This window comes from Agreia sp. Leaf210, assembly GCF_001421485.1.
GTDB lineage: Bacteria > Actinomycetota > Actinomycetes > Actinomycetales > Microbacteriaceae > Agreia.
The window spans coordinates 1,108,969-1,130,873 of the sequence record NZ_LMKK01000001.1 but is presented as its reverse complement, the minus strand read 5'-3'; the positions used below and the strand labels follow the sequence as shown (position 1 = coordinate 1,130,873).

The 21,905-nt window shown below is 67.3% G+C and carries 23 protein-coding genes; 12 read left to right on the top strand and 11 right to left on the bottom strand.

What is annotated here, in order from left to right; translation table 11 throughout:
• Positions 1 to 33: 33 nt before the first annotated feature.
• The 4 genes from ASE64_RS05400 (at position 34) to ASE64_RS05385 (ending at position 3,650) form a co-directional block, all read left to right on the top strand.
• Complete coding sequence (locus tag ASE64_RS05400) at positions 34 to 978, top strand: carbohydrate ABC transporter permease (protein WP_055776835.1); 945 nt, start codon at positions 34 to 36, stop codon at positions 976 to 978.
• Entirely contained in the window at positions 978 to 1,823 is an 846-nt protein-coding gene (locus tag ASE64_RS05395; protein ID WP_055776832.1) for a carbohydrate ABC transporter permease, read from the top strand. The genes ASE64_RS05400 and ASE64_RS05395 overlap by 1 nt, the downstream gene beginning before the upstream one ends.
• A 42-nt stretch (positions 1,824 to 1,865) precedes the next feature.
• Positions 1,866 to 3,215, top strand: coding sequence for an ABC transporter substrate-binding protein (locus tag ASE64_RS05390; protein ID WP_055776830.1), 1,350 nt, complete (start codon positions 1,866 to 1,868; stop codon positions 3,213 to 3,215).
• An 81-nt stretch (positions 3,216 to 3,296) separates the two neighbouring features.
• A complete protein-coding gene (locus tag ASE64_RS05385) occupies positions 3,297 to 3,650 on the top strand; it encodes a hypothetical protein (RefSeq protein ID WP_055776827.1) in 354 nt (117 codons plus the stop codon).
• Between the two features lie 20 nt (positions 3,651 to 3,670).
• Here ASE64_RS05385 and ASE64_RS05380 read toward each other — a convergent pair whose 3' ends face one another.
• The 3 genes from ASE64_RS05380 to ASE64_RS05370 are packed head-to-tail and all read right to left on the bottom strand — an operon-like array spanning position 3,671 to position 5,268.
• A complete protein-coding gene (locus ASE64_RS05380) occupies positions 3,671 to 4,051 on the bottom strand; it encodes a GntR family transcriptional regulator (RefSeq protein ID WP_055776824.1) in 381 nt (126 codons plus the stop codon).
• Positions 4,044 to 4,820: a GTP pyrophosphokinase gene (locus ASE64_RS05375; RefSeq protein ID WP_326938953.1), complete on the bottom strand. Its 777-nt coding sequence runs from the start codon at positions 4,818 to 4,820 to the stop codon at positions 4,044 to 4,046. The genes ASE64_RS05380 and ASE64_RS05375 overlap by 8 nt, the downstream gene beginning before the upstream one ends.
• Before the next feature lie 19 nt (positions 4,821 to 4,839).
• The gene (locus ASE64_RS05370) at positions 4,840 to 5,268 is read right to left on the bottom strand and encodes an Lrp/AsnC family transcriptional regulator (RefSeq protein ID WP_044440623.1); all 429 of its coding nucleotides are present in this window, start codon (positions 5,266 to 5,268) and stop codon (positions 4,840 to 4,842) included.
• Between the two features lie 180 nt (positions 5,269 to 5,448).
• On the opposite strand from ASE64_RS05370, the gene ddaH reads away from it, so the two are divergent.
• A complete protein-coding gene (gene ddaH / locus ASE64_RS05365; protein WP_055776821.1) occupies positions 5,449 to 6,309 on the top strand; it encodes a dimethylargininase in 861 nt (286 codons plus the stop codon).
• Complete coding sequence (gene rocD, locus ASE64_RS05360; protein WP_055776819.1) at positions 6,306 to 7,541, top strand: ornithine--oxo-acid transaminase; 1,236 nt, start codon at positions 6,306 to 6,308, stop codon at positions 7,539 to 7,541. The genes ddaH and rocD overlap by 4 nt, the downstream gene beginning before the upstream one ends.
• A gap of 115 nt (positions 7,542 to 7,656) precedes the next feature.
• Here the strand turns inward: rocD and ASE64_RS05355 are convergent, their stop codons facing one another.
• A complete protein-coding gene (locus tag ASE64_RS05355; protein WP_055776816.1) occupies positions 7,657 to 8,568 on the bottom strand; it encodes a DsbA family protein in 912 nt (303 codons plus the stop codon).
• A 118-nt stretch (positions 8,569 to 8,686) separates the two neighbouring features.
• On the opposite strand from ASE64_RS05355, the gene ASE64_RS05350 reads away from it, so the two are divergent.
• A complete protein-coding gene (locus tag ASE64_RS05350) occupies positions 8,687 to 9,403 on the top strand; it encodes an ATP-binding cassette domain-containing protein (protein ID WP_055776814.1) in 717 nt (238 codons plus the stop codon).
• 23 nt (positions 9,404 to 9,426) lie between these two features.
• Here ASE64_RS05350 and ASE64_RS05345 read toward each other — a convergent pair whose 3' ends face one another.
• Positions 9,427 to 10,032 carry a TetR/AcrR family transcriptional regulator gene (locus tag ASE64_RS05345; protein WP_055776810.1) on the bottom strand — a complete coding sequence of 202 codons (606 nt, stop codon included), beginning with the start codon at positions 10,030 to 10,032 and terminating at the stop codon, positions 9,427 to 9,429.
• Positions 10,033 to 10,176: 144 nt separating this feature from the next.
• Between ASE64_RS05345 and ASE64_RS05340 the strand changes: the two genes are divergently transcribed.
• Entirely contained in the window at positions 10,177 to 12,669 is a 2,493-nt protein-coding gene (locus tag ASE64_RS05340; protein ID WP_055776806.1) for a beta-glucosidase family protein, read from the top strand.
• Positions 12,670 to 12,675: 6 nt separating this feature from the next.
• On the opposite strand, the gene ASE64_RS05335 is transcribed toward ASE64_RS05340, so the two are convergent.
• Both ASE64_RS05335 and ASE64_RS05330 read right to left on the bottom strand, forming a co-directional pair.
• Positions 12,676 to 13,632 carry an aldo/keto reductase gene (locus ASE64_RS05335; RefSeq protein WP_235480502.1) on the bottom strand — a complete coding sequence of 319 codons (957 nt, stop codon included), beginning with the start codon at positions 13,630 to 13,632 and terminating at the stop codon, positions 12,676 to 12,678.
• 48 nt (positions 13,633 to 13,680) lie between these two features.
• Positions 13,681 to 14,535, bottom strand: coding sequence for a cytochrome c oxidase assembly protein (locus ASE64_RS05330; protein WP_235480501.1), 855 nt, complete (start codon positions 14,533 to 14,535; stop codon positions 13,681 to 13,683).
• A gap of 181 nt (positions 14,536 to 14,716) precedes the next feature.
• Here ASE64_RS05330 and ASE64_RS05325 point away from each other — a divergent pair, with 181 nt between their 5' ends.
• Positions 14,717 to 15,394, top strand: coding sequence for an AIM24 family protein (locus ASE64_RS05325; RefSeq protein WP_055776803.1), 678 nt, complete (start codon positions 14,717 to 14,719; stop codon positions 15,392 to 15,394).
• Here the strand turns inward: ASE64_RS05325 and ASE64_RS05320 are convergent, their stop codons facing one another.
• Positions 15,395 to 16,567, bottom strand: a complete 1,173-nt coding sequence (locus tag ASE64_RS05320; protein WP_055776800.1) for an epoxide hydrolase family protein — start codon at positions 16,565 to 16,567, stop codon at positions 15,395 to 15,397.
• A 99-nt stretch (positions 16,568 to 16,666) separates the two neighbouring features.
• On the opposite strand from ASE64_RS05320, the gene ASE64_RS05315 reads away from it, so the two are divergent.
• Positions 16,667 to 17,908, top strand: a complete 1,242-nt coding sequence (locus ASE64_RS05315; protein WP_055776797.1) for a cytochrome P450 — start codon at positions 16,667 to 16,669, stop codon at positions 17,906 to 17,908.
• A gap of 1 nt (position 17,909) precedes the next feature.
• Here the strand turns inward: ASE64_RS05315 and ASE64_RS05310 are convergent, their stop codons facing one another.
• Both ASE64_RS05310 and ASE64_RS05305 read right to left on the bottom strand, forming a co-directional pair.
• Positions 17,910 to 18,923 carry a sugar phosphate isomerase/epimerase family protein gene (locus ASE64_RS05310; protein ID WP_055776794.1) on the bottom strand — a complete coding sequence of 338 codons (1,014 nt, stop codon included), beginning with the start codon at positions 18,921 to 18,923 and terminating at the stop codon, positions 17,910 to 17,912.
• Positions 18,924 to 18,966: 43 nt separating this feature from the next.
• Positions 18,967 to 20,160 (bottom strand): Gfo/Idh/MocA family protein, encoded by a 1,194-nt coding sequence (locus tag ASE64_RS05305; RefSeq protein WP_268750561.1) that lies wholly within the window; start codon positions 20,158 to 20,160, stop codon positions 18,967 to 18,969.
• A gap of 120 nt (positions 20,161 to 20,280) precedes the next feature.
• Here ASE64_RS05305 and ASE64_RS05300 point away from each other — a divergent pair, with 120 nt between their 5' ends.
• Positions 20,281 to 20,943: a pentapeptide repeat-containing protein gene (locus ASE64_RS05300; RefSeq protein ID WP_055776791.1), complete on the top strand. Its 663-nt coding sequence runs from the start codon at positions 20,281 to 20,283 to the stop codon at positions 20,941 to 20,943.
• Here ASE64_RS05300 and ASE64_RS17095 read toward each other — a convergent pair.
• Positions 20,873 to 21,352, bottom strand: a complete 480-nt coding sequence (locus ASE64_RS17095) for a DUF4342 domain-containing protein (RefSeq protein WP_082465910.1) — start codon at positions 21,350 to 21,352, stop codon at positions 20,873 to 20,875. The genes ASE64_RS05300 and ASE64_RS17095 overlap by 71 nt on opposite strands.
• A 205-nt stretch (positions 21,353 to 21,557) precedes the next feature.
• Between ASE64_RS17095 and ASE64_RS05290 the strand changes: the two genes are divergently transcribed.
• The gene (locus tag ASE64_RS05290) at positions 21,558 to 21,887 is read left to right on the top strand and encodes a hypothetical protein (protein ID WP_055776787.1); all 330 of its coding nucleotides are present in this window, start codon (positions 21,558 to 21,560) and stop codon (positions 21,885 to 21,887) included.
• Positions 21,888 to 21,905: the final 18 nt, after the last annotated feature.

The window sequence follows — 21,905 nt, the reverse complement described above, 5'->3', positions numbered from 1 at the left end:
GGGAACGTTCCCTATTATCCGAGAGGATGCTGAATGTCGGCCTCGATCACCGCAGAACGGCGCGTCGCCGTGGGCAACCGCCGCGTGCCGTCGGCGCAGTCCTGGCTCCGCTCCGACCGACGCGTCGGAGTCGCGCTCCTCGTACCCGCCTTCGCCGTTTTCGCGGTCTTCGTGTTCTACCCGCTCGGCAAGGTCATCTGGCTCAGCACGCAGGGAACAGACATCTTCGGTCAGGCGGCGGGCTTCGTGGGCGCGAAGAACTTCGTCACGATCTTCACCGACCCGCAGTTCGGCGCGACGATGCTGCGCACGGGGGCATTCTGCCTGGCCGTGGTGGCCGGACGGATCGTGCTCGGGTTGCTCATCACCATCCCGCTCACCACGAAGCTGCGCGGAATCCCGGTGTTCCGGGCGCTGCTCACGTCGCCCATGGTCGTCAGCGTCTCGGCGGCATCCGTCGCCTTCGCGGCCATGCTTGCGCCGGGCAACGGCCTCGTGAACTCCGTGATCACGCGTTTCGGCGGCTCCGACATCCCCTTCCTCACCAGCACGCAGTGGGCCTTCGCCAGCGTGATCGTCGTCACCGTGTGGGGCTCGATCGGGTTCACCGTGCTGCTCCTGCTCGGCGCTTTCGGTGCCATCGACCACGACGTCATCGAGGCGGCGCACCTCGACGGGGCAGGGCCTCTTCGAACCCTCTGGTCGATCTCGCTGCCGCTCGTGACCCCCACGCTGTTCTTCATCGTGGTGACCGGAGCCGTCGAGGCGCTCACGACCTTCGGTCAGATCCAGATCCTCACCGGAGGAGGACCCGCGAATTCCACTACGACGCTCGTCTACAACATCTATCAGTCGGCGTTCGGGGCGGGCAGCGCCAACTTCGGCCTGGCCGCGGCACTCGGAGTCGTGCTCTTTCTGCTGGTACTCGCTTTGTCGCTCGTGCAGTTCGGCGTTCTCGAGAAGCGAGTGAACTACTGATGCGTCAGCCCACAAGACGATCCTCGACGCGCGCCCGGATACGCGGCGCCCTGCTCTACGGCTGGCTGGTCGCTGCGGTCATCGTGGTGTGCTTCCCGCTCTACTACATCTTCGAGGGCGCGCTGACCCCCACGGCCTGGCTCGATCAGGGGCTGGAGGGGCTCCTGCCCGTCCACCTCACCCTCGACAACGTGATTCGCGCCACCCAGGTCATTCCGCTCGGGAGGCAGTTCGGCAACAGCCTGGTGGTGACGATCTGCCAGACCGTCCTGCAGGTCGCCATCGGCATCGCCACGGCGTACGCTCTCGTCTTCTGTCGGCTGCGCGGCACGCGGGCGCTGTTTCTGGTGCTCCTGTCGAGCATGATGATCCCCGCCGAGACGACCCTTATCGCCAACTACCTCACGATCTCGTCATGGCACCTCATCGACACCGTGCCCGCCGTGTTCCTTCCCTTCGTGGCCTCTGCTCTCAGCATCTTCCTGTTCCGGCAGGCGTTCCTCAGCTTTCCGGGCGAGCTGCGTGACGCCGCGCTGCTCGACGGAGCCGGACATTTCCGCTTCATCCGGTCGATGCTGTTGCCGGTTGTTCGGCCGACCCTCATCTCGGTGACGCTGGTCAGCGCGACGGCCGCCTGGAACGGTTTCTTCTGGCCCCTTCTCGTGACCAACTCTCCCGATAACAGAACCGTGCAGGTAGGCATCGCTCAGCTGTCGAACGCCGAGGCCACCGACGTCGGCGTCGTGCTGGCCGGCGCCGCCATGGTCACCCTCCCCGTGCTCATCGTCGTGCTCCTCGCACAGCGATTCCTCGCCGGCGGCATCACCGCCGGCGCCCTCAAATAGAACCCGATCACCGAATCGAACCCGAACAGAAAGAACCCGACTATGTCCTTTCGTACACGCGCGCTCATCGCCGCAGTCACCGGCAGCGCGCTGCTTCTCGCCCTGTCCGGATGCGCGGCAGCCGGATCCGACGCCGACTCGGCCACCGCATCCGGCCCCGTGACCGTCACGTTCTGGCACGCGATGACGGGCCCCGCTGCCACGGAGCTCGACACTCTCGTGTCGCAGTTCAACGAGAAGGAGGCCGGCAAGATCACGGTCGACGCCTCGTTCCAGGGCACCTACGCCGACGTGCAGACCAAGTACACCGCCGCGGTGCAGTCGGGATCGACGCCCGACGTGCTCATGATGAACGACATCTCAACGGGATTCATGGTCGACTCGAAGAAGACCACGCCCCTGTCGACGTTCACCGACAAGGACTCGTCGTTCGACGCCGACAGCTTTCCCCCGATCGTCAGCTCGTACTACGCGTCGGCATCCGGCGGCCTGGCGGCCATGCCGTTCTCTGTATCGCAGCCGGTGCTGTACCTGAACCGATCCCTGGTGACGCAGGCCGGGCTCGATCCCGACACTCCGCCGACGACCGTGGCCGAGGTTGCAGACTGGGCAGAGAAGATCCACGCGTCGACGGGCGCGTACGGCATGACCATGAACATGAGCGACTCGTGGATGATCGAGGAGATGTCGGCATCCGGCGGTGAGAACTTCTGCACCCCCGAGAACGGCCGAGGCTCCGACAAGGTGACGGGGCTCGACCTGACCTCGCCCACCCAGGTGACCTTCATGCGTCAGCTGCAGAAGCTGTTCGTCGACGGAACCGCGCTCAACCCCGGAACCGATAACAGTGCCATGACGTCGGCGTTCGCCAGCGACAAGGTGGGCATGATGATCACCTCCTCGGGCGCGTACACGACCGCCGACCCGAGCAAGACGGCCTCGAAGGTCGCCGCCTTCCCCAAGACCTCCGACTCGAAGGATGCCGGCGTCGTGATCGGCGGCAACGCCCTATGGATCTCCGGAGACGGTCACTCCGAGGCTCAGCAGAAGGCCGCCTACGAGTTCCTCACCTATCTGCACTCCGCCGATGTGCAGGCCGAGTGGGCCAGCGCGACGGGCTATCTCGCATCCAACACGGCGGTCGCCGACACCACGGTCGGCAAGCAGTCCCTGTCCGATCCGAACGTGGCCGCCATGGCCGATCAGCTGGCGAACACGCCCGCCAGTCAGGCCGCAGCCGGATGCCGCACGGGCGCCTTTCCCACGGTGCGCGCCACGGTCATCGGCGCGTTCAATCAGATCGTCGAGGGCGCCGACGTCACGTCGTCGATGAAGGGCGCGGAGTCGAAGGCCGCGGATCAGATCGCGGCGTACAACACGGCCGCGGGCTGAGTTGTCGGCGGGCACCGCTCACGGTCGCCCGACGATGTCAAGGCGGGGCCTCGTCGGCGGCTGGCTTCGTACCCTCGAAGCATGAAGCACATCATGTACGCGGAGAAGACACTGATGATCGGCGACGAAGCGGCCGACCTGGCCATCGAATACGCGGCGGTGCTCGCAAATCACAGCAAGGCCGACACGGTCAAGCTGAACGCGTTCGATGCCGACGGAGACACCGTCGTAGCCACGCTGCTGCTGAACTCGGGAACCAACATCATCGCCGCCACATCGCACAACAGCCTGGAGGCCCCAGACAATTCGGAGGCGATCGCCTACATCCGCGAAAAGATGCTCGCGTTGAACTCCGCCCGCTTCGCCATGCCCAGGGGGAGCGCAGCAGACGACGCGGTCGACATCGACATGGATCTCGAGGGCTTCGAGAAGTAGCGTTCTGCGCCGCCGTTCGGTCAGCGAAGGCTCAGGGCTGTCCTCGCCAGTTCAAGGGCGTCGGCTTCCGTGATGCCCAGTGAGCGGGTCTTCGCCGCGTATTCCGCGGCCGCCTGCTGGGCCGCGCGACGGGCCGCGTCACCCTGCGCCGAGACGAGAGTGCCTCCCCTTCCGTGGGTCTCGACGATCCCGTCGGCCTCGAGTTCTTTGTAGGCCCGGGCGACCGTGTTCGCTGCGAGCCCGAGCTGCTCGGCGAGCGTGCGCACCGGCGGCAGCCGGAAGCCCGCGGGCAAGTCACCCGAGGTGACCAGGTCGAGAACGCGCGCCCGCAGCTGCTCGAACGGGGGCGCCGAGCCCTCGGCATCCACCGACCAGGCGCCGGGAAAACTCGTGTCAGGCATCGGACGCCTCGGTCGGTGCAGGTCGGGGTGACTGCTCTGCCAGCGAGTCGAGCAGCGCCTTGGGCACGATGAGGCGTTCGAGGTCGCCGAAGGGAACGGTGCCCTCGTTGCCAGCGGGCCCTGCATCGGCGCTCGCATTCAGCTGACGAACCTGCGTGTGCAGATTCTGCATCTTGAGGTCGAGACGGTTCGCGGTGGCCGCGGCGTCTTTGAGTTCGTCGAGCAGCGTCACCGGAACCTCGCGGTTGTACTTGTAATAGATCTTGTGCTCGAGGCTCGCCCAGAAGTCCATGGCGATGGTGCGGATCTGGATCTCGACGGGTACCTGCTCGACCCTGTCCGACATGAAGACGGGAATCGAGACGATGAGATGCAGGCTCGTGTAGCCGTTGGCCTTGGGGGCGGCCACGTAGTCGCGCTCGGTGATCACCGTGAGGTCGACCTGGCGCGCGAGCATGTCGCGGATCTTATAGATGTCGCTCAGAAAACTGCAGGTGATGCGGATCCCGGCGATGTCGTGGATGTTCTCGCGGATCACGGCGGTGTCGATCTCGAGACTCTTGCGCTGGGCCTTCTCGAGGATGGACTCGGGCGACTTCAGCCTCGAATTGACGTGCTCGATCGGGTTGTAGTCGTGCACGTGGTTGAACTCTTCGCGCAGGATGTTGATCTTCGTCATGACCTCGTCGATGGCGAATTTGTACGACATCATGAAGCGCGTGAACTCGGCCCGGAGATCGATCTCGGGCGGATTATTGGGGGCGTGCACGAGTCGAAGTCTGCCAGTGCTACCTGCGGATCAGGTTCGAGAGCACGATGGCGCTGCGCGTGTGGTCGACGTTGGGCGCGATGCGCACCTTCTCGAGGGCGAGCTCGAGGCTCGGGATGTCGCGCGAGCGCATGTGCACGATGGCGTCGGCGCTGCCCGTGACGGTTCCCGCATCGACCACCTCGGGCACAGACGACAGGATGCGCTTGAGCTCGGCGGGCGCGACGGTTCCGCGGCAGAACAGCTCGACGTACGCCTCGGTCACCGTGCCGTCGAGGGTGGGATCGAGTTGAATCGTGAAGCCGCGGATGATGCCGCTGCCCACGAGCCTGTCGATGCGCCGCTTGACCGCCGAGGCCGACAGCCCGATGACCTGGCCGATGTCGCCGTAGCCCGAGCGGGAATTGAGCTTGAGCAGGTCGAGAATCTTGTAGTCCAGCGCGTCCATACAGCGAGGATACGCGGAATTGTTGCAGCGGCTGGCACTTGGCGCATGAGTTCGGCGTCGAAAGATCGTCACGCGCGGATTGCCGCATGCAAGACTGGTCGAAGGCGTGCCCGGCTGTGCAACAGGCCTGGGCCACTGGACTCAGTCCGCCTCCCGTGACAATCCTCGGAGGAACTCCCCATGACGTCCACTCTCGAAACCTCAGACCAGGCTCAGGCTCCCGCTCGCGTCGCCACCAAGCGGCACTACCTCATGTGCCGCCCCGACCACTTCACGGTGGCCTACCGCATCAATCCGTGGATGGATCCGGCGATCCCCACCGACACGTCGCTGGCCGTCACGCAGTGGAACACGCTCTACGAGACCTACCTGTCGCTCGGCCACACCGTCGAGCTGATCGACCAGATCCCCGGGTTGCCCGACATGGTCTACACCGCCAACGGCGGGTTCATCATCGACAACGTCGCCTACGGTGCGCTCTTCACACACCCCGAGCGCCAGCCCGAGGGCCCTGCGTTCATGGAGTGGTTCCGCGACCACGGCTACGAGGTCGCCGAGCCGCAGAACACCAACGAGGGCGAGGGCGACTTCCTGCTCGTCGGCGACGTGATCCTCGCGGGCACCGGATTCCGCAGCGCCTCGAACAGCCACGAGGAACTCGGAGAGATCTACGGCCGCGAGGTCGTGACGCTGAACCTCGTCGACCCGCGTTTCTACCACCTCGACACCGCGATCTCGGTGCTCGACCCGCTCACGGGCGACACCTCGGCGAACATCGCCTACCTGCCCAGCGCCTTCGACACGGCCAGCCGTCTCGAGCTCGAGAAGCGGTTCCCCGACGCGATCCTGGTCAGCGAAGAAGACGGTGCGATTCTGGGCCTCAACTCGATCTCCGACGGCTACAACGTGGTCATCGCGAACCGTGCCCTGGGCTTCGAGAAGCAGCTGCGCGAGCGCGGCTACAACCCCATCAAGGTCGACCTGTCCGAGTTGCTGCTCGGCGGCGGCGGGGTCAAGTGCTGCACGCTGGAACTCCGATGAGCACCGTGGCCCTCGAGCTCTCGGCCAGCCAGGCGGCGGCCATCCGGCTCGTCGAGGAGCACGCCGCGCACAACTACCACCCGCTTCAGGTCGTCGTCGAGTCGGGTGACGGAGCCTGGGTCACCGACATCGACGGGCGACGCTACCTCGACTGTCTCGCCGCGTATTCGGCCGTCAACTTCGGGCACTCGAACCCGGTGCTCATCGATGCGGCGAAGGCGCAGCTCGACCGCATCACGCTCACGTCGCGCGCGTTCCACTCCGACCGACTCGGCCCGTTCGTCACCGCGCTCGCCGAGCTCGCGGGCAAAGACATGGTGCTGCCGATGAACACCGGCGCCGAGGCGGTGGAGTCGGGCATCAAGGTGGCCCGAGCCTGGGGTTATCGGGTCAAGGGCGTCGCGCCCGAGCAGGCCAACATCGTGGTCATGGACGGCAACTTCCACGGCCGCACGATCTCGATCATCAGCTTCTCCGATGACCAGACGGCTCGCGAGGGCTTCGGCCCGTTCACGCCCGGCTTCCGCAGTGTCGCCTACGGCGATGTGGATGCCGTGGCGAACGCCATCGACGAGAACACGGTCGCCGTGCTGGTCGAGCCGATCCAGGGCGAGGCGGGAATCGTCGCTCCGCCCGCGTCGTATCTGCCCGCTCTGCGTGAACTGTGCACGGCGCAGAACGTGCTGATGATCGCGGATGAGATCCAGTCCGGGCTCGGACGCACGGGAGCCACGTTCGCGTGCGACCTCGTGGGCGTCGTGCCCGACCTCTACCTGCTGGGCAAGGCGCTGGGCGGCGGAATCGTTCCCGTGTCTGCTGTCGTGGGCAACGCCGACATCCTGGGCGTGCTGAACCCCGGCGAGCACGGGTCGACCTTCGGCGGCAACCCGCTGGCCGCCGCCGTCGGACACGCCGTCGTCGACCTGCTCGCCACCGGCGAGTACCAGGCCCGCGCGGCCGAACTCGGCGCGCATCTGCACTCGCGGCTGCTGTCGCTCGTGGGTCGCGGCGTCGTCGAGGTGCGCGGCGCCGGCCTGTGGGCGGGTATCGACATCGACCCCGCGCTGGCATCGGGTCGCGAGGTCTGTGAGGCACTCCTCGCCCGCGGCATCCTGGCGAAAGACACGCACGGATCGACCATTCGCCTCGCCCCGCCGATCGTGATCTCGAAAGAAGATCTCGACTGGCTGGTCGACGAGCTCGCCCTCACGCTGGAGTCGTTCGCCGCGTAGCCCTCGCTCTCCGAGCCGCGCAGCGAAGCTTCTGTGCCCGAATCCCGCCATTCCCCTGTCATCGCGGCGACGGAATGGAGGTATTCGGGCACGAACGCCGCAGCCAGACGCGTCGCTATCCGACGGGCGCTGTGCTCTCGGTGGGTGCCGGCGCCTCCGCCCCCGGCGCGTAGACGCTCTTCGCGAACGATTCGAAGGCGCTCGCGTCGTCGAGGGGTCCGGTGTAGGCCTTGCCGTTCACGAGCACGAGCGGCGCGGTCGTGAGGGTCGGCACGTCGGAATTCGGAACCGACGCGCGGGCCCGGCCCGTGGCATCCGCGACCCAGTCGCCGAAGCCGCCCGAGGTGATGCAGTCTGCGACCGAGGTGTCGTTCTCGCCCGCCTTCTGCACGAGTGCGACGAGCTGCGCATCGGTCAGTCCCGACGCTCCGGCGGTCGGCTGGGCAGCAGCGAGCGCACTGTTGATGGCGGGAACGCTGTCGGGTGAGGCATCGGCCACGCACGCCACGGCGTTCGCCGCGCGCGTGGAGTAGTTCTGGTTCACCGAGTCGTCGAGTGCCACGGGGTGCAGCTCGAGCGTCGCATTGCCCGAGGTCACCCACGACAACAGCGTGCTGCCGTTCGTGGTCTCGAACGTGGCTGAATCTGCGCTGCCGTAGTCGACGTACGCGACCAGGTGCAGCCTGCCGTCGCTCGCGTCGAGCGGGTTCGTCTCGGGAGCCTCTTTCGACTCGAGAGCCACTGTCGTGGCTGCGGTGACCGTCTTGCCGTTGCCCGAGAACAGGATGCCGTCGCTGGCCATGTTCAACGGTCCGAGGGCGGGTACCGGCTGCAGCGCCGAGACGATGGTGACGGTGCCGACCGACAGCACGGCGACACCCGCGACTCCGAGGCCGGCTCGCCACGCGATGCGTCGACGCCGTCGTCGTCGCGCTACCTCTTCGCGTTCGAGTCGGGCGAGTTCACGCACGAGGGCGCGGCGATCCTTCTTGCCGAGTCCGCTGAAGTGCGTCTTGTCGGCTCTCATCAGCTGGTCTCCTCGGGGTGCAGAACGAACGCACCGACACTAGTGAGCGCAGCTTCGCTGGCTCTTCGATGTTGCCCAGAAAAGACTGAAGATCAGCCGAGCGCGGCAGAATGGGGCCATGGCCTTCGAGAGCTTTCCTCTGCGCCGCGCCCACGAGCATCCACTCGAGCCGATGCCTCGCGGGGCGTGGCCCGCGACCCTCGCCCCCGTGACGCAGCTACTCGACGACGGCATCGACTTCGCCCCGGTCACCGTGTTCGTGGGCGAGAACGGGTCGGGCAAGTCGACTCTCGTCGAGGCGATCGCCCAGGCCTACGGGCTGTCACCCGAGGGCGGGTCGGTGAATGCCATGCACTCCACGAGAACGAGCGAGTCGACGCTCTGGCAGCACCTGCAACTCGTGCGCAACGCGGGGGCTAGCAAACGCGGATATTTTCTGCGGGCCGAGACCATGCACGGCTTCTACACGTACCTCGAGCAGAATCCCGGCGGCAGCGAACCCAACTTCCATGAGATGTCGCATGGCGAGTCTTTTCTCGAGCTCGTCGTCGATCGGTTCCGCGGCCCGGGCCTCTGGGTGCTCGACGAGCCGGAATCCGCGCTCTCGTTCTCGGGCTGCCTGGCCTTGATCGGCGTGCTCAAAGACCTCGTGGCTACGGGCAAGTCTCAGGTGATCCTCTCGACTCACTCGCCGGTGCTGGCCGCGTTCCCGGGCGCCGCCATCCATGAGGTCGGCGAGTGGGGCCTCCGCCGCTCCGAGTGGTCAGAGCTCGACCTGGTGCGCAATCTCTCGCTCTTTCTGGATGCCCCTGGCCGGTTCCTGAGGCACATCTAGTAGCGACGGCTCCGCCCCCGCGATCAGAGCGGAACGGTGAGGAGAGGGCGCAGATAGCGGCGGGTCTCCTCGGCCATGTCGACGGAGGCCCTGTCGAGCAGCCACTGCACCTGAAGGCCGTCCATCAGCGCCACCAGTGAGCGCGCCGCGCTGGCCGGGTCGACTCCGGGGGCCAGCTGGCCGGCGGCGCGGGCGCTCTCGAATGACTCCGTCGTGAGTGCGACCACCGACCGGTAGCGAGTGACGAAGTAGCTGTGCGCGGGGTGGCCGGGCGAGGTGGCCTCGGCCGAGAGCATGCAGTGCAGTTCGACGAGCCCCGGCACTCCCGCGTTGTACTCGACGACCTTCACGAGGCCGCGGAGGTGTCCCACCCCGTCTGCGCTGTCGAGATTCGAGATGTCGCGAGACTTGTCGTCGCGCAGCTCGAGCACACCCGCGAGCAGCTCGTTCTTGTTCGAGAAATGGTGCAGTAGACCGGCCTGGCTGATGCCCACCCGTTCGGCGATCTCGCGGATCGAGCCGCTGCGGAAGCCGTTCGCCGAGAAGACCTCGATGCCAGCCTCGAGGATCTCGCGCCGTCGGGCAGCGGTCTTGGCGTAGGAGCCCCGTGGCTTTCCGCTAACCGTCATGGGGGCGACTCTACCGGTGGCGACAGTCGCGCAGTTAAAAACCTAGTAACCATTCGCTTTTCGTGTTAGCGTCGCTCAGACGTAGCCCAATGATGAGTTTCTTCGTGGGCAGTCCTCGTCGTTCGACAGAAAGCAACTTGAGACATGACCGACCGCATCCAGGCCTCCACCGATCCGCGACTGCTCGAGCTGCTCGCGAAGCTCAGCCTCGAAGAGAAGGTGCTGCTCCTCACCGGGCACGACTTCTGGGCCACCTGGCCGCTCGATAAGATCGGCCTGCGGCGCATCCTCGTCTCCGACGGCCCCTCCGGTGTTCGCGGCGAGGTGTGGGACGAGCGCAGCCCGTCGCTGAACCTGCCGTCGGCCACGGCGCTCGGCTCCTCATGGGATGCGGCCATCGCCCGCCGCTACGGCAACGTCGCCGCCGTCGAGGCTCGCCGCAAGGGCGTCGACGTGGTTCTCGGCCCAACGATCAACCTGCACCGCTCGCCGCTCGGAGGCCGCCACTTCGAGGCGTTCAGCGAAGACCCCGTGCTCACGGCCGACCTCGCCGCGGCCTATGTGGAGGGTCTGCAGGAGAACGGCGTCGGCGCGACGCCCAAGCACTACATCGCGAATGACTTCGAGACCGACCGTTTCACCGTCGACGTGAAGGTGGCCGATCGACCCCTGCGCGAGCTGTATCTGCTCGCCTTCGAGAAGGCGATCACCGAGGCACATGCCTGGTTGGTCATGTCATCGTACAACTCGGTCAACGGGGCCACCGTCACCGAGAACGAGCTGCTCGAGACCCCCCTCAACTCCGAGTGGGGATTCGACGGGGTGGTCATCAGCGACTGGACCGCGGTGCGCGACGTGAACAGCGCCCGCTTCTCGCAAGACCTCGTGATGCCCGGCCCCGTCGGTCCGTGGGGCGACGCTCTCGTTGCCGCCGTACGCGCGGGCGAGGTCGAGGAGTCTGTGGTCGACCGCAAGGTGCTGCGACTGCTCGCGCTCGCCGCCCGGGTCGGCGCGCTCGACGGCTTCGATGCCGTCGTGCCCGAGCCCGTGGTCGTCGAAAACGGAGCCGCCTTCGCCCGCACAGCCGAGGTCGAGGGCGCGGTGCTCGTGCGCAACGAGAACGCCGAGCTGCCCTGGAACGCGTCGTCGCTGACCTCCGTCGCCGTGATCGGGCACAACGCGCGTTTTGCCCGCACCCAGGGCGGAGGAAGTGCCACCGTACTCCCCGAGAAGGTCGTCACCCCGCTCGACGGGCTCCGCTCGGCGCTGCCCGATGCAACAGTGAGCTATTCCGTCGGAGCGGTCGTGCAGGAGGGCATCGCCGAGCTTCCCCTCGACCGCATCACCAACCCGACCACCGGCGAATCCGGCGCGCACGTGCGCTTTCTCGACGCATCCGGCGCCTCGATCTTCGACGAAGACCGACGCGCCACCGCGCTCGTCTGGTTCGGCGGCGACGCTCCGATCGCGCAGGCGTCGATGCTCGAGTTCACCACGCGCTACACGCCGGATGCGACGGGCGAGATTCTGCTCGGTTTCGCGGGCGCCGGCAACGGCCGGGTGATCGTGAACGGCGAGCTGTTGCACGAGGAGAACGTCCTCACCGAGGGCACCGACCTCGGCGCGGCCTTCCTGTCTCCGCCCTCGAGTTCTGTGGCTGTCCCCGTCGTCGAGGGCGAGCCGATCGACGTGACCGTCGAGTACGACATCGCGCAGGGCGGGGCCCTTGCCGGGGCTCTGAGTATCACGATCGGCATCGAACCGGATCGCTCGAACCCCCAGCAGCTCATCGCCGACGCCGTCGAGGCGGCACGGGCGGCCGACGTGGCCGTGGTCGTCGTCGGAACGAACTCCCGCGTCGAGTCGGAGGGCTACGACCGCGAGTCGCTCGCGCTCCCCGGCCGGCAAGACGAACTCGTGCGCGCGGTCGCGGCGGTGAACCCGCGCACCGTCGTGGTGGTCAACTCCGGATCGCCCGTGCTTCTCCCGTGGCGCAACGAGGTCTCGGCGGTGCTGCTGAGCTGGTTCGGCGGCCAGGAGTACGGCGACGCGGTCGCCGACATCCTGCTCGGGCTGGCCGAGCCGGGCGGCCGCTTGCCCACCACCTGGCCGATCGAGCAGGCCGACGTACCCGTGATCGACGTGACCCCCCAGAACGGAGTGGTGTCGTACGACGAGGGCATCCACATCGGGTATCGGGCCTGGCTGAAGGCCGGAACCGAGCCCGCCTATGCGTTCGGCCACGGGCTCGGCTACACGACGTGGAGCGTCGACGACCTCGCGCTCGACAGCTCGACGATCTCAGAGGGCAGCACCGTCTCTGCAGCCGTCCAGGTCACGAACACGGGCTCGCGCCGGGGCAAGCAGGTCGTGCAGGTCTACGCGTCGCGCGCGGACTCGTCGATCGACCGTCCGGTGCGCTGGCTCGTCGGTTTCGCCGCCGTTCGCGTCGAGCCCGGCGAGAGAGCCTCCGTCACCATCCCGGTGTCTGCTCGCGCCTTCGCCGACTGGGGTGTGAATGCGCAGGGTGAGCCGGGGTGGCACTACGAGCAGGGCGCGTTCGAACTGCACGCCGGAACCAGCGTCTCAGACCTGCACCTCAGCACGACGATCGAGGTGAGCGAGGGAGTTTTCTGACGCCGATCAGCTCCAGGCGCGCGCGGCGCGGGCCGCCCAGTACTGCTCGGCGGGCTGTGCCAGCTCGGCGAGGCGCTCCTCGTCGAGCGACGGCGGACGCGCATCCAGATTCTGCTTGAGCTGCTTGCGCGTCACGGCGCCGGTCAGCACGATGTCGGCCCACGGATGCGCCACGGCCGCGCCGATGGCGAGTGCGTCGAGGCGCTGCCCGTCTTCGGTGGCGAGGGCCGCGGCGGCCGTCTCGTCTCCCCTCGACGTCAGTCGACCGTTGGCCAGCACCTCTTTGACGACCACGAGCCACTTCGCGTCGTTCGCCGCCGCGAGGGCGTCGCCGACAGAGGGCTCGAGCAGATTCCACGTCGACTGCACGGCTGAGAAGGGGGAGTCGGCCAGCCCGAGCGCGCGCTCGATCACGGCGGCCTGATCGGCTCCGCTAGTCGAGAAGCCCACGCGCACGCCGCTGTCGCGAAGCGCGCGCAGGCGATCGAGCAGTGCAGAGTCGTCGAGGGCGGGGCTGTCTGAGGTCAGTGAGTGCACGAGGTAGACATCGGGTTCGGAGCCGAGCGCCTCGAGGGTTTCGGCCCACTGCTTGTCGAACATCGCGAGCGAGTGCTCCTTGCGCTCCTGCTGTGGCGCGTCGAGCCGCCAGTCGCCGATGTACTCGTAGCCCCACTTCGAGCCGATGGTCAGCTCGTCGCGATGCCCCGGATGCTCGGCGAGCCACGATCCGAGGAACTGCTCGGCGAGTCCGTACGAGCGGGCGGCGTCGATGTACCGGATGCCCAGCCACCACGCGGCGTCGAGCAGCTTGTGGGCCCGGGCTCGCATCGCATCCACGCTTCGATCGGCACCCGCGCCGAGATCCTTCTCGCGGCCTGCGGTGATGTACGCGGGGCGCCCGATCGCGGCGAGTCCGAGTCCCAGGCGTGAGGCGATGCTGCTTTCGATCTCGATGTCATCCACGATTCGAGCCTACGCGCAGGTGCTCAGCGGATGCCCGCAGCGCACGGCTCAGCCGCGGCGGTCGAGGTGCTCGCGGGTCAGGGCGTCCATCTCGTCGTCGCTCAGCGCGTCCATCTTCGTGGCATCGCGGCGGTCGAGCCGCGACCAGCGCACGAACAGCAGAATCAGAATCGGCACGTCGGCGATCTCGGCGATGAACCAGAGCAGGTCGCCCGCGAGGTGCTGATCGTGCAGCGGATTCGGCCACCAGCCGGGCAGCACCTGAGACGCGACGGCGCCTACCCCGCTGGCAATCCCGGGGCCGACGCCATCCAGAATGCCGTCGTTCAGACGCATCAGCACGCCCGGGATCGCGTCGAGAACCAGCTCGACGAAGGCCAGCAGAAACTCGGCCGTGATGAACAGAGTGCTGCGCGCCGCAGAATTCTCGACGAGGGGCAGCGCGAAGAGCAGGCCGATGGCGGGCACGAGGATGCCGATGGCCGGCTCGGCGATCGGGCTCAGCCTGAGCACGCCGGCCAGCGGGGTGAGGAACACGCAGAAGGCGAGGGCGGCGAACAGGGTGGCGAATGCGGCGTTGCCGGTGACGCGCACGATCCACGACGACAGCACGCGTTCGAGCCGGGCGGAGCCTTGCGGCCCGAGCGAGCGTCGCGCCAGTTCGACGGGGCGGCCCAGCACCATCAGCGCGGGTACGACGAACAGGAGAAGCGCGATGCGGGTGGTGAAGGCGAGTCTGAGCTCTTCGCTGTAGGTGCCGAGAAACCCGAACGAGACCACGGCCCACGAGCCGAGACCGGCGACCACGAAGAAGACGGTTCGCGAGACCGGCCAGCGGCCGCCGCCGCGATGGATGCGCGAGACGCCGATCGCGTACAGTGCGGCGCTGGCGAGTATCGCCACGAGGGCGACGGGGTCGAGCGACCACGAACCGAGCAGGATGTCGAGGGGAGGCGTCGGCGTGCCTTTCAGAGCGAAGGTGCGTGAGGTGAGGCCGGGAACGAATCGGATACTACTCGGCTGCGCTGGGGGTGGCCCCTAAGCTGGGGCCACCACACTTCACCGCACGAGAAGGACACTCCCCATGCGCTCGACTCTTTTCAGCCAGGAGAACAACGAGGTCGAATCCGACGCTCTGATGGCGTTGCAGAACCCCTACATGCTGCGCTCCTGCGTGAGCCCGGGTCGCGACATCATCACCCGCAAGGGGGCGATGGTCGCCTATCAGGGCAACGTCGAGTTCAAGCACGAGGGTGCACGGGATGCCGGCGCCCTGTTGCGCAAGATGGTCTCGTCAGACGACCAGCCCCTGATGCGCGTCTACGGCCACGGCGACGTCTTCTTCGCGCACCACAGCGCGAACATCCACCTGATCCAGCTCGAGGGCGAGGGCGTCACGATCAACGGAACCTCGCTGTTGGCGTTCCAGGCCGATCTGGGTTACGAGCTCACCCGCCTCAAGGGTGCGAGCATGCTGGCCGGCGGTTTCTGGAACACCACCGTGCACGGCCACGGTCACCTGGCGGTCGCCACGCAGGGCACCCCGATGATTCTCGACTGCTCACAGCAGCCCACCTTCACCGACATCAACGCCACCGTCGCGTGGAGCGCCAACCTGCAGCCGACGGTGAAGTCGTCGCTGAGTGCGGGCGCGTTCATCGGCCGCGGATCGGGCGAGGCGTTCCAGTACGCGTTCCACGGACCGGGCTGGGTCATCATTCAGCCCTCGGAGTTCACGGGCGCGACCACCGCCACGGCGTAGTCACACCAAGGGTGCTGGGCGGAACGGGCGGAAGAAGTCGCGCAGCTCCTGCGCGTAGAGCTCGGGCTCCTCGAACGCTGCGAAGTGCCCGCCGCGCGGGGGCTCGCTGACGTGCACCGTGTTCGCCGTGCGATCGAGCCACTCGCGCGCCGGGTGCAGGAGGTCGCCGGGGAACAGGGCGAAGCCCGACGGCACCTCGACGCGGCGGGCGAGCTGCGCCGGCGGGATCGCGGCGTTCGCGTTGTACATGCGCATCGACGAGCCGATGGTGCCGGTGAACCAGTACATGCTCACGAGGGTCAGGATCTCGTCTTTCGTGTAGCTGCTCTCGAGATCTCCCTGGCAGTCGCTCCAGGAGCGCAGCTTCTCCACGATCCACGCGGCGAGGCCGGCGGGGGAGTCGGTGAGCCCGACGGCCTCGGTCTGCGGCTTCGTGCGGTGCATCGCCGCGTACGCGCCCTCGCTCAGATTCCAGGCCGTGGCCTCGTCGACGAAGCTGTGCTCGTTCGGCGTGAGTTCGAGACCCGGGAGGGCCACGGGGATTCCCGCGTCGGTGCGATGCACCGCAAGCACCCTCTCGGGAAAATCGAGTGCGAGATAGCGGCTCACGTGGCTGCCGATGTCGCCACCGGCGGCGCCGAAGCGGTCGTAACCCAGCGCATCCATCAGTTGGGCCCAGAGGCCGGCGACATCGATCGAGTTCAGCGGCGCGCCCACAGGTCTGTGTGAGTAGCCGAAGCCCGGCATGTCGGGCACCACGACGTCGAACGCATCGGCGGGGTCGGCCCCGTGCGCGCCGGGATCGGTGAGCAGCGGGATCACCTTGGAGTAGCGCCAGAACGAGTCGGGCCAGCCGTGGCTGAGGATCAGCGGCATCACCGACGAGGTCGAGCCGGCGGCGCCGACGCCCCGCACGTGAGCGAAGTGGATGTCGAGGCCGCCGAGCTCCACCCGAAAGCGGGGGATGCGCGCGAGGGCCGCCTCCTGCGCCGGCCAGTCGAACTCCTCGGCCCAGTACTCGACGAGCTCGCGCAGATAGTCGACGTCGGTGCCGAGCGACCATCCCGCGTCTTCGGGAGCGTCGGGCCATCGGGTCGCACGCAGGCGCGCCCGCAGATCGGCGAGCTCGTCGGCCGTCACCTGTGCGCTGAAGGGCGTGGGGGAAGGGGGCATGCGCGTCAGGCTACTCCGTGGTCGTTCCCTCCGTCGACCGACGGCGAGCGCGCTGTCAAGTCCTCAAAATGCCCGCGCACCCGTTCTACATTCGAGCAGATGCAGAAGCTTCGCAGCGTAGACAGTGCCCTCTCTTTTCTCGCCGACGGCTACCTCCTCGGAACCCGTCGCTTCGACGCCGTGCAGACCGACGCGTTCCGCACGCGGCTGCTCGGCGTGCCCGTGGTGGTGATGCGGGGCTCGGATGCCTGCCGCTTCTTCTACGAGCAGGGCCGCTTCACGAGGTCGGCGGCCCTCCCGCCGTCGATCACTCACCTGCTGCAAGACGTGGGCAGCGTTCAGACCCTCGAGGGCGCCGATCACCGTGACCGAAAGCACCTCTTCGTCGATGCGCTGATGTCGCGTGAGGCCCTCGACGGCCTCGCAGACGCGGTCGAAGACGAATGGATGTCCGCCGCCGCGGACTGGGCGCACCGCGATCGTGTCTCCCTGAGCGCCGAGATTCCGAAGATCCTGTCGCGCGCGATCCTGTCGTGGTCGGGCATCGCAGCCACGCCCGTGGGAGCCGACAAGCGCGCGAGCGAGTTCGTGTCGATGATCGAGAATGCGGCCCGCATCGGTCCGCCGAACTGGGCGGCTCGAGCGCGCCGCCGCCGCACCGAGAAGTGGGCGGGCAGCCTCGTCGTCGTTGCCCGCGCAGACCCTGCGGCGAACGAGGGCACCGTGCTCGGCGCGGTGGCTTCGAAGACCTCCCGCACGGGGGCGCCTCTGCCGGTCGTTGTCGCGGCCGTCGAACTGATCAACGTGCTGCGACCCTTCGTCGCGATCTCCCGTTTTCTCCTCTTCGCCGTGCTCGGGTTGCGCCGCCGCCCAGACCTCGCCGAGGCCTTCCGGTCGGGCGATGAGTCACTGCTCGAGGACTTCGCGCAGGAGGTGCGCCGGTTCTATCCGTTCTTTCCCGTGATCGCCGGTCGCTCGAGCCGAGCGCTCGAGTTCGACGGGCATCCGATCGCCGCGGGCTCGCTGGTGATGCTCGATCTCTACGGCACCGACCATGACAAGAGCTACTGGGGCGACCCCGAGGTCTTTCGGCCGGAGCGGTTCGCCGAGAAGGGCGTCGATCCCAACCATCTGATCGCGCAAGGCGGCGGCACCTACCTCGACGATCATCGCTGCCCTGGCGAGCCGCTCACCGTACGGGTGATCATGCGCGTCGTGCAGATTCTGACGCAGCGCATGAGCTACGAGCTTCCCTCGCAAGATCTGAGAGTGAGTCTGCGCACGTTCCCGGCCATGCCGGAGAGCGGTGTGCTGCTCTCCGGCGTGGCCGTGCGCGCGTGAGTCAGTCGACCTTCGTCGAGAAGGCCGCGTCGAACGATGCCGTGGGTCGGTCCCACAGCAGCGAGCGCACGAAGGCGAGAGCCTCGGGCGCGCCGCGGAGACGATCCATCCCGGCGTCCTCCCACTCGACCGAGATCGGGCCCGTGTAGCCGATGTAGCCGAGAGCTCGGAACGCGTCCTCCCACGGCACATCGCCGTGCCCTGTCGACACGAAGTCCCAGCCGCGACGCGGGTCGGCCCACGGCAGGTGCGACCCCAGAATTCCCGCGCGCCCCGAGTTGGCGTTGCGCATGCGGGTGTCCTTGCAGTCGACGTGATAGATCAGCTCGGCGAACTCGGTGATGAACTCGACCGGGTTGATGCCCTGCCAGACCATGTGGCTCGGATCCCAGTTGAGACCGAATGACGTGCGGTGGTCGATGGCCTCGAGGGCGCGAACGGTCGACCAGTAGTCATAGGCGATCTCCGACGGGTGCACCTCGTGGGCGAAGCGCACGCCCTCGCCGTCGAACACGTCGAGAATCGGGTTCCACCGGTCGGCGAAGTCCTGGTAGCCGGCGTCGATGACGTCTTGGCCCACGGGCGGGAACATCGCCACGTACTGCCAGATGCTCGAGCCGGTGAAGCCCACGACGGTGTCGACGCCGAGCTTGCGTGCCGTGATCGCCGTCTTCTTCATCTCTTCGGCGGCGCGCTGTCGCACGCCCTCGCCGTCTCCATCGCCCCACACCTTGGCCGACACCATGTCTTTGTGGCGGAAGTCGATGGGGTTGTCGCAGACCGCCTGCCCCTTGAGGTGGTTCGAGATGGCGTAGACCTTGAGGTTGTTCTTCTCGAGGATGTCGAGGCGGGACTGCACGTAGGCGTCGTCTTCGGCGGCACGCCACGGGTCGAGGTGGTCTCCCCAGCAGGCGATCTCGAGGCCGTCATAGCCCCACTCGCCGGCGAGTCGGGCCACCTCCTCGAAGGGCAGGTCCGCCCATTGGCCGGTGAACAGGGTTACGGGGTGCGTCATTGCTTCTCCTTGTGTGTTCGGTTTTTTCGGTCGTGCGGGTCGGTTAGATCGTGATGGATGCGCCGCCTGCGGCGGCAGACTCCTCGACCGCGGCGAGAACCTTCTGAACCCGCAGGCCGTCGGCGAACGACGGCTGCGACTCGGTGTCGTCGCGGATGGAGGTGAGGAATTCGGCGAACTGGTGCACGAAGGTGTGCTCCCAGCCGATGATGTGTCCGTCGGGCCACCAGTGCTCGACGTACGGATGCCCGGCCTCGGTCACGAGGATGCGCCGGAAGCCCTGCTCTCCGGCTGCGTCGGAACCGTCGAAGAAGCGCAGCTCGTTGAGATTCTCGAGGTCGAACGTCAGGCTGCCCCGCTCTCCGTAGATCTCGAGGGTGAGCCCGTTCTTGGCGCCGAGCGCGAAGCGCGAGACCTCGAGCTGCAGGAGGCCGCCGCCGGAGAGCCGGCCCGTCGCCCACGCGGCGTCATCCACGGTCACGTCTTCGAGCTCGACGTCGGCCGAGCCGCCGACCGCCGAGGAGCCGCCGATCGCGCCGTCGCCGCTGTCGCCCGCGGGGCGCCGTGCCACGAAGGTGTGCACACCGCCCGTGAGGCTGTCGATGTTCTCTCGGGTGAGGTGCAGAACGAGGTCGGTGGCGTGCGAGCCGAGGTCTCCGAGGGCGCCCGAACCGGCCTCGTCACGACGCAGTCGCCAGCTCATGGGCGAGTCGGGGTCGCTCAGCCAGTCCTGCAGGTAGCTGATGCGCACGTGTCGGATCGGACCGACGCGGCCGTCGTCGATGAGCTTCTTGGCCAGAGCGATCGCGGGTACGCGCCTGTAGTTGAAGTTGACGATCGCGTGCTGGCCGTTCGCGCGAGCCTTCTCGAACGCGGCCTCCATCTCGGCGGCCTCGTCGACCGTGTTGGCGAGCGGCTTCTCGACGATCACATGCTTGCCCGCGGCGAGTGCGGCGAGCACGATCTCGCGGTGCAGGATGCCGGGGGTGCAGACATCGACGATGTGCACGTCATCGCGCTCCAAGACCGCGCGCCAGTCGGTGGCGCTGTCTTTCCAGCCGAACCTGCGAGCGGCGGCGGCGACCTTCGTGGCGTCGCGGCCGACGAGCACCGTCTGCTCGATCTCGGGTACATCGAAGTACGCTCCGACATTCCGCCAGGCACCCGAGTGAGCCTTTCCCATGAACGCGTAACCGATGACGGCGACGCCGAGGGGTGTGGGGGGAGGGGTGCTCACGACTGCTCCATTCGCTTCCTCGCGGTGTGATGGGAATGAATCTATTCTGCTCTGTCGGCGGCGCTACCTAGAATTCTGCAGGGCGGCCGGGTGGTTCGCCCCGCTCACGAGAGGCACGTTATGGCGCGCAAGACAGGCACGCAAGCACCCCGATTAGATGCGATCAGGCTCGTCGATCTCGCCGCGGGCGATCCCGAGACGCTCGAACCGCATGACGTCTACGAGGGTCTGCGCTTCGATGGTGTCGACCTCGCCGGTCGCGATCTGGCGGGCATCCAGTTCAGAGAATGCTCATTCGACGACGTGCAGGCGCACGATGCGGCGTTGCGCGGAGCGACCTTCGCCGACGTCGAGATCACCCGCCTCAACGCGCCCATCTTCTCGGCGCCGAGGGCAGAGCTGCGCTCGGTGGCGATCGACGGCTCCCGTCTCGGGTCGGCCGAGCTCTACGAGTCGTCGCTCTCGTCGGTGCACATCTCGTCGACGAAGCTGGGCTTCGTGAATCTGTCGGGGGCGACACTGCTCGACGTGCTGTTCACCGGCTGCTCGATCGACGAGCTCGACCTCGGCAGCGCCAAGCTCAACCGTGTGGCGTTCGTCGACTGCACGATCGGGGTGCTGAGCCTCAATCACGCCACCCTGACGAACGTCGACCTGCGCCGTGCCGAACTCTCGCGCCTCGACGGCTTCACCGCCTTGGCCGGCGCGACGCTCACGAGCGGCCAGGTCGCCGACCTCGCGTCGTCGTTCGCCGAGCACCTGGGAATCCGCGTCGAGGACTGACGCCGTTCGACAGGCTCGGCAGGCGTTTGCGCGGACCGAGCGTCAGATGGATGCCGCCGGGTCCTGGTCGGCTGATCCGCCTGCGGGGCCGGCGGCCGGGGGCGTTGCCGGTGCGTCGACCGAACCCGCCGCATCCGCTCGCCGTTCGACGACCAGCGTGACCTGCGAGACGACCGCGGCGAACGACCGCGGCGATGGCGCCGATCGCGAGCAGAACCGGCGCGATGGCGACCGTGAGCGCGAGGCCGACGAGGCCCGCGTTGACCGGGATCTCGAGAAGAGCGCTGCCGTCTTCGCGCTTTAGGATGATGCGGCGAACGTTGCCCTCGTGGATGAGATTCTTGACCGTCTCGACCAGCTTGTCGCCGGCAACCTCGAACTGTTCGAAAGTGGATTTCTTGTCGCTCATGTCGATGCGTCCTGTCTGACGGTGATGCTCGTTCGACGATCCGGTTCGGAGCGCCTCCTTCTCATTCTTGCCCGGACGCTCCGAACGCGCATCAGTCTGGGGTACCTATGCCACCCGAGACCTAGACCTCAGTACCATTGGCGCGGCGCGGGAAGTCATCCTTAGGCAGGATTCGCTTTGAGTGCCGACGCGTGAAGCTGAAGTCATGACCTCGACGCAGATCCTCGCCCGCCGCCCCATCAACGATTCGAACGGGCAGCTCACGTGGCTCTCGCCCGAGGCGAAGCTCTGGGTGGCGTCGCGCGACGGCGACTTCGCGGGGTTCGTCGAGTTCACCGATGGTCACTACAGCGTGACGGATGCGCGCGGCGCGACCATCGCATCCTGCGGCACCCTCAGCCAGGCCCAGGACGTGGTCGAATTGTCGATGCGACGCGCGTCGGCCCTTCGAACGCTCGCGTATGTCGCCGCCGGCACGGGGGCCGTCGCCGTGAGCGCGCTGGCCGTCGGATTGGGCATGATCAACCTGGGCTGAACGGCGCCCGTGTCACTG